This window comes from Kitasatospora sp. NPDC001225 (genome assembly GCF_053597855.1).
The window spans coordinates 1-6,105 of record NZ_JBSFJC010000241.1; the positions used below are offsets into that span (position 1 = coordinate 1).

The following is a 6,105-nucleotide window of genomic DNA, read 5'->3' on the forward strand; positions in this document are numbered from 1 at the left end:
GCCTGCAGCCCGGCCTTCACCATCTGCACGGCCTGGCCGGGGGCGCGGCTGTGGTAGCAAGGCAGGCATGAGGGAGCGGGAGCAGGAACGGGAGCGGGCGCGGAAGCGGGGCGGGGGCCGGGGGGCGTACCACCACGGGGCGTTGCCGGAGGCGTTGGTGGCGGCGGCGTTCGAGGTGCTGGACGAGCAGGGGCAGGAGAAGGTCAGCGTGCGGGAGGTGGCGCGCCGGGCCGGGGTGTCGGCGGGGGCGCCGTTCCGTCACTTCGCCGACCGGCAGGCGCTGTTGACCGCGCTGGCGGACCGGGTGCTGGCGGACTTCGTGCGCTGGCAGGAGGCCCAGGTGGCGGCCGCCGGGCCGGACGGCAGGTCGGTGATGCGGGCGATCGGGCTGGGGGTCGTCCGGTACGTGCTGCGCCATCCGCGGCGGTTCGAGCTGGTGCGCTCGCGGGTGTTCGCCGCCTCGCGGGATCCGGAGCTGAGCGAGCGGCTGGACGGCATCGACCGGGTGTTCACGGACCTGATCGTCGCGGACCAGGAGGCGGGCCTGCTGCGCCCCGGGGATCCGGCGCTGGTCGGGCTGGCCGGGCAGGCACTGGTGTACGGGCTGGCGCAGATGATCCTGGACGGCTACCTGCCGGCCGCGGCGGCGGAGGAGCTGGCCTGCCAGGTGATGGACACCTTCGGCCAGGGGATCGCCAACCACCCTTCGCCGTAACCGAATTGTGCGCTGGACGAGCCTTGACCGGGCCATTCCGCGCTGATGTAATCACCGATTACATCGGCACGGGCACGGGAGGCAGAGATGTCCTTGTTCGCCAAGCCGCAGCCGGGCTACACCACGGCCGCCGCCACCGGCGACACCGTGGTGCTGCTGATCGGCATGCGGATCAACCGCTTCTGGGCCGTGCACCACTGGGGCCCGGTGATGTTCTCGATGCTCCGGATGCTGTACGAGCTGCGCCGCGCCCCCGAGCGCGGCCTGCGCGGCCGCGTCCTGCTGACCGCCTCGCCGCGCACCTACTACGTCGTCCAGTACTGGGAGTCGAAGGAGAAGCTGTACGGCTACGCGAGCGCGCCGGACGGCTTCCACCACACCGTGTGGGGCATCGTCAACCGCAAGCTGCGGCAGGGGAAGACGCGCGGCCACGTCGGGCTCTGGCACGAGACGTACATCGTGCCGCAGGGCGGGTACGAGGCGATCTACTTCGACATGCCGCCGTTCGGCCTGGCCGGTGCCACCGGCTCGCTGCCGCTGGAGGCGCGCGGCCGGCGGGCGTCGCAGCGGCTGGCCTACCGGGAGCCGGAGTCCGGTGGGGTGGAGCCGGCCGAGCCGGGGACCGGCGCCTGAGTACGGCCGCGCAGGGAGTGTCGTGAGCCGCCCGGCCGCCGCGCCGTGAGAGCGTCGGGGGATGGTGGATCGGGGCGACGCGCGGCCGGAGGCGCCGGCGCGGCCGGTACGGGTGGTGCACGAGGTGCCGTACCGCGCGCAGTGGGAGTCGGCGGAGCTGGTGCGGGAGATCGTCGACGGGCGGCTGGACGCGTCCGCCGACCCGCGCTGGGGGCAGTCCGGAGCGGCCAGCGCGGAGGAGTACGCATGGTGGTCCTGGCGGCTGTGCGGGGTGGCCTGCCTGCGGATGGCACTGGCGCACTGGTGGGGCGTGAACCCGGCGGCGATGGCGCTAGCGGAGGAGTGCCTGGCGGCCGGCGCGTACCTGCGGGACGGCGACGGCCTGCGCGGGCTGATCCACGCGCCGTTCGCCGGGTACGTCGAGCGGCGCTGGGGACTGGCCGCGCGGGCCCGGGAGTTGACGCCCGAGGAGGTGTCGGCCGAGGTGGTCGGCGGCCGGCTGGTGATGCTCTCGGTGCACCCGTCGATCCGGGAGCCGTACGGGCCGGAGCCGGTGCGGCGCGGCGGGCACCTGGTGCTGGCGGTGGGCGCCACGGACACGGCGCTGCTGGTCCACAACCCCTCCGGGTTCCCGGGGGAGTCGCAGGCCTTCGCGCGCGTGCCGTGGCGGTCGTTCGGGCGGTTCTACGCCGGGCGGGCGATCGTGCTCGGCCCGCCCGGGGCGCTCTCGTCCTGAGGCTGCGGACGGGCCTTGGCGGCGTCCTCGGCCTGAGGCCGCAGGCGGGCCCTGGCGGCGTCCTCGGCCCGACGTCGCGGACCGGGCGGGCCGGGCGGGCCGGGCGGGCCGGCCGTCACTGGTTGTCCGGGAGCCCCATCGGGTTGATCGGTAGCTCGCTGCGACAGAGCGCCGAGATCGGCTTCAACGCCGCTGCCAGCCGGTCGAGTTCGGCGCGCGGGTAGTCGTCCCAGACCCGGGCGGCGGCCAGGTCGGTGGCGGCCTCCAGGGTCTGGTGGCGGATCCGGCCGAGCTCGGTGACCGTCCCCTCGGCGGTCAGCCAGCCGCGCTCGACCAGGCGCTCGGCGGCCGCCTCCCACTCGGCGTCCGTCCACCCGCGCAGCGGCTGGATCATCTCGCGCCGCATGTCCATCGCGCAGCGGACCACCAGCGCCTCGCAGCCGTCCAGCCCGGCCGCCACCAGGGCGGCCACGTGGCCGTCGCCGCGGTGCTCGCGCATCACGGTGGCGGCCTGCCAGAGCCGCTCGTAGAGGCCGCTCGGGCGGGGGAGCGCGGCGTTGGCGGCGGCCAGCACCCGGCCGGCGCAGTCCAGCCGGGTGGCGGCCTGCTCCAGGGTCTCGGCGACCAGCTCCACCTGGTTCTTGTCCACGTGCTCCAGCAGCCGGCCCAGGATCGTCGCCGAGGCCTTCAGCCGAACGGCCAGCGCCTCCTCCGGGCTCGCGTGGTTCCACACCTCCGGCAGGGCCCGCTCGACCATCGCCGGAGCGAAGTTGAAGAACGCGGCGGTGACCGGCGGGGCGTCCACCGCGCCGAGCGGGGCCGCGCGGGTGGCGAAGTAGCCGTGCAGGCGGCCGTGCAGACCGGCCTCCTCGAAGGCGGATCGGCCCTCGGGCAGGAAGTAGGTGACGGCGTGCACCGGCTCGAAGAGCCACCACAACGCGCGGGCGGGGTGGACGAGATCGGTCATCGAGGGACCTTCCTCGGACGGAGCCCCGGGCGGGCCGGGGCGCTCGGCTGGTCGGGACGACGGCCCGGCGGGAGCCGCGGCGGATGCGTGGACCGTTCACGCGGCAGGAGCGTGGACCGTTCACCTGGCAGGTGCGTGGACCGTACAAGGGCTGATGACCACGGGGAAGGCCCCGGTAACCCCCGAGGGGGTGTGATGACGGTCACGCGGGGGCGGCGCCGTGCGGTCGGCGGCGGTACGGCACGGGATGATGGGATGAGGTGCCCGCTCCGGGGGCGCCGAGCCCTCGCAAGCCCTCGTACGAAGGTAGTCGGTCATGGCCCAGATCAACCCCAGCATCCTGTCCGCGGACTTCGCCCGGCTCGCCGACGAGGCCGAGGCCGTCCGGGGTTCCGACTGGCTGCACGTGGACGTCATGGACAACCACTTCGTGCCCAACCTGACCCTCGGTGTCCCGGTGGTCGAGTCGCTCGCCCGCGCCACCGACATCCCGCTCGACCTCCACCTGATGATCGAGGACCCGGACCGCTGGGCCCCGCAGTACGTCGAGGCCGGCGCCGGCTCGGTCACCTTCCACGTCGAGGCCGCCGCCGCGCCCGTCCGCCTCGCCCGCGAGATCCGCGCCAAGGGCGCCCGCGCCTCGATGGCGCTCAAGCCCGGCACCCCGATCGAGCCGTACGAGGACCTGCTGCCCGAGCTCGACATGGTGCTGATCATGACCGTCGAGCCCGGCTTCGGCGGCCAGGCCTTCCTGGACATCATGCTGCCGAAGATCCGCCGCACCCGGGAGCTGATCGCCAAGCACGACCTGGAGCTGTGGCTCCAGGTGGACGGCGGCGTCGCGGCCAGCACGATCGAGCGCTGCTCGGAGGCGGGCGCGGACGTGTTCGTGGCCGGCTCGGCGGTGTACGGGGCCGAGGACCCGGCCGAGGCGGTCCGCAACCTGCGGGGGCTCGCCGAGAAGGCGGCGGCCGACGCCTGGTGGGCCTGCGGGCACTGAGCGCCCCGGGGGCGGCGGCCCGGCGGCCTACTGGTGCGCCGGGCCGTCGCCGGTTTCGCCGGATGGCCGGGCACGGGTGGAGGAACCCCGCACCGTGGCGGATGATCGGTGACGGTGTCCTCCGTGATCGGTGACGGTGTCCTCCGAGGAGCCGAGGACCCCGCCCGGCCCCTCTCCGTACGGTGGTGGAACCGCGATGAGCAACCTCGACCTCAAGCCGGCCCCGACCAGCTGCGGCCGCGAGGCCGGCACCGGCCCGGCGAAGGATCTGCTGACGGCCCGTCAGTTCCCGCTCGGCGCAGGCACGGTGGTCCGCCGCCTGCTGCCCAACCTCGGCCGCCGGATGGTCGGAGCCTGGTGCTTCGTGGACCACTACGGCCCCGACGACATCGCCGACGAGCCCGGCATGCAGGTCCCGCCGCACCCGCACATGGGCCTCCAGACGGTCAGCTGGCTCCACCAGGGCGAGGTGCTGCACCGCGACAGCCTGGGCAGCCTCCAGACCGTCCGGCCGTACGAGCTGGGCCTGATGACCTCCGGCCGGGCGATCTCCCACTCCGAGGAGTCCCCCCGCCCGCACGCCCGCCACCTGCACGGCGCCCAGCTCTGGGTTGCCCTCCCGGAGGCCGGCCTCCACCTCGCCCCCGCCTTCGAGCACCACCCCGACCTGCCCGTGGTCACCGCCCCGGGCCTGTGCGCCACCGTCATCCTCGGCACCCTCGACACCGCCACCTCTCCCGGCACCACCCACACCCCGCTGGTCGGCGCCGACCTCGCCCTCACTGGCGGCGCGGACCTCCGCCTCCCGCTCGTCCCCGACTTCGAGTACGCCGTCCTCGCCATGTCCGGCCGCGTAGACGTCGACGGCGTCCCGGTCGAGCCCGGCTCCATGCTCTACCTCGGCTGCGGCCGCCCCGACCTCCCCCTCCGCGCCGACGGCGACGCCGCCGTCCTCCTCCTCGGCGGCGAGCCCTTCGACGAGAAGATCGTCATGTGGTGGAACTTCATCGGCCGCACCACCGACGACATCGCCCAGGCCCGCACCGACTGGATGACCGGCACCCGCTTCGGCGAGGTCCACGGCTACGCCGGCGCCCGCCTCCCCGCCCCGGAACTCCCCACCGTGCCCCTCAAGGCCCGCGGCCGCGAGCGCTGACCCGGCGGTCCACGTGGTCGACGAGGGCGCCGTTCGCGGCCGGAACCGACGGGGACGGCGTCGGCTGGGGGTGCGGGCAGCCTGATTTCCGTCGGCCGACTACTACAATGCGGAATGCAAGAACGCGGATATCAGGATCAGGGTGGGGGATGAATGGCGGCAACGGAAGACTCGGTCATGGTCGATCGCGACGCCTACCTCGATGTCCGCTCCCGCAGCGCGTCCGTCTTCGACCTCGACGCCAGACTGCCCGGCCAGGTTTTCCGGGAGGACGCGGGGGATTCGCTGTTCTGCGAGTTCGACGCGGTCCTCACCCGGGAGTTCTGGCCGGCGCTCTGCGCGATGGCCCGGTGGCACGGCGACGACCGCATCGACCTGCTGGTTCTCAAGCCCGGTGCCGACGAGTTCTACCTTCCGGAGTGTGGGACGTACCCGGCGGTGTCGCTGTCCGTCGACGCGGGCATGGACGACTACTGGGAGAGGATCGGCTTCACGTCGGACGATGATTTCGCGGAGTCGATCGCGGTTTCCGCCAATGTCATCGCGGTGACCGGCCCTTCCGGACGGTGGGGGTGCTGGGGCGAGAGAGATCCCGAGGTCGCGGTTTTCCGGGGTTTTCCGGATGAGGCCACGCGGAACGAATGGCGCGAGCGGTTCGGACCCTTCCTCGAGGTGTCGGGCGCACTGGAGTCGTATGTCTCGATGGCCTTTTGGCTCCATGGCATCCCGGACGCCTTCGCGGCGGCCCTGACCGCCAACTACGGAGGTCTGAACGGCGGAATGCCGTAATACGAGGGGGATTCACCGGCGTCGTTGACGCTTCCGTGGCGTTCCGGGTCAAGGCTCCTGCCGACCCGCGGGGCACATGTAGGGGACGAGGCCGCCCGCATGGGCGGCC

General features: G+C 73.6%; 7 protein-coding genes. 6 read left to right on the forward strand and 1 reads right to left on the reverse strand.

The window, feature by feature from the left end; translation table 11 throughout:
• Positions 1–67 precede the first annotated feature (67 nt).
• The 3 genes from ACWDCZ_RS38090 (at position 68) to ACWDCZ_RS38100 (ending at position 2,084) form a co-directional block, all read left to right on the forward strand.
• Positions 68–715, forward strand: a complete 648-nt coding sequence (locus ACWDCZ_RS38090; RefSeq protein WP_380777825.1) for a TetR/AcrR family transcriptional regulator — start codon at positions 68–70, stop codon at positions 713–715.
• 93 nt (positions 716–808) lie between these two features.
• The gene (locus ACWDCZ_RS38095) at positions 809–1,348 is read left to right on the forward strand and encodes a DUF4188 domain-containing protein (protein WP_449818334.1); all 540 of its coding nucleotides are present in this window, start codon (positions 809–811) and stop codon (positions 1,346–1,348) included.
• A 61-nt stretch (positions 1,349–1,409) separates the two neighbouring features.
• Complete coding sequence (locus tag ACWDCZ_RS38100; RefSeq protein ID WP_380777827.1) at positions 1,410–2,084, forward strand: C39 family peptidase; 675 nt, start codon at positions 1,410–1,412, stop codon at positions 2,082–2,084.
• Positions 2,085–2,199: 115 nt separating this feature from the next.
• Here ACWDCZ_RS38100 and ACWDCZ_RS38105 read toward each other — a convergent pair whose 3' ends face one another.
• Positions 2,200–3,051, reverse strand: coding sequence for an SCO6745 family protein (locus ACWDCZ_RS38105; protein ID WP_049649292.1), 852 nt, complete (start codon positions 3,049–3,051; stop codon positions 2,200–2,202).
• Positions 3,052–3,367: 316 nt separating this feature from the next.
• Between ACWDCZ_RS38105 and rpe the strand changes: the two genes are divergently transcribed.
• The 3 genes from rpe (at position 3,368) to ACWDCZ_RS38120 (ending at position 5,996) form a co-directional block, all read left to right on the forward strand.
• Entirely contained in the window at positions 3,368–4,051 is a 684-nt protein-coding gene (gene rpe, locus ACWDCZ_RS38110) for a ribulose-phosphate 3-epimerase (RefSeq protein ID WP_049649291.1), read from the forward strand.
• A 196-nt stretch (positions 4,052–4,247) separates the two neighbouring features.
• The gene (locus tag ACWDCZ_RS38115) at positions 4,248–5,207 is read left to right on the forward strand and encodes a pirin family protein (protein ID WP_449818332.1); all 960 of its coding nucleotides are present in this window, start codon (positions 4,248–4,250) and stop codon (positions 5,205–5,207) included.
• Between the two features lie 177 nt (positions 5,208–5,384).
• On the forward strand, positions 5,385–5,996 hold the full coding sequence (locus ACWDCZ_RS38120) for a hypothetical protein (RefSeq protein WP_449818333.1): 612 nt from the start codon (positions 5,385–5,387) through the stop codon (positions 5,994–5,996).
• Positions 5,997–6,105: the final 109 nt, after the last annotated feature.

What these genes read in the sequence shown, in the direction of transcription:
- ACWDCZ_RS38090 (WP_380777825.1), top strand. Translation starts at nt 68, where the DNA reads ATGAGGGAGCGGGAGCAGGAACGGGAGCGGGCGCGGAAGCGGGGCGGG.
- ACWDCZ_RS38100 (WP_380777827.1), top strand. Translation starts at nt 1,410, where the DNA reads ATGGTGGATCGGGGCGACGCGCGGCCGGAGGCGCCGGCGCGGCCGGTA.
- ACWDCZ_RS38105 (WP_049649292.1), bottom strand. Translation starts at nt 3,051, where the DNA reads ATGACCGATCTCGTCCACCCCGCCCGCGCGTTGTGGTGGCTCTTCGAG.
- rpe (WP_049649291.1), top strand. Translation starts at nt 3,368, where the DNA reads ATGGCCCAGATCAACCCCAGCATCCTGTCCGCGGACTTCGCCCGGCTC.
- ACWDCZ_RS38115 (WP_449818332.1), top strand. Translation starts at nt 4,248, where the DNA reads ATGAGCAACCTCGACCTCAAGCCGGCCCCGACCAGCTGCGGCCGCGAG.
- ACWDCZ_RS38120 (WP_449818333.1), top strand. Translation starts at nt 5,385, where the DNA reads ATGGTCGATCGCGACGCCTACCTCGATGTCCGCTCCCGCAGCGCGTCC.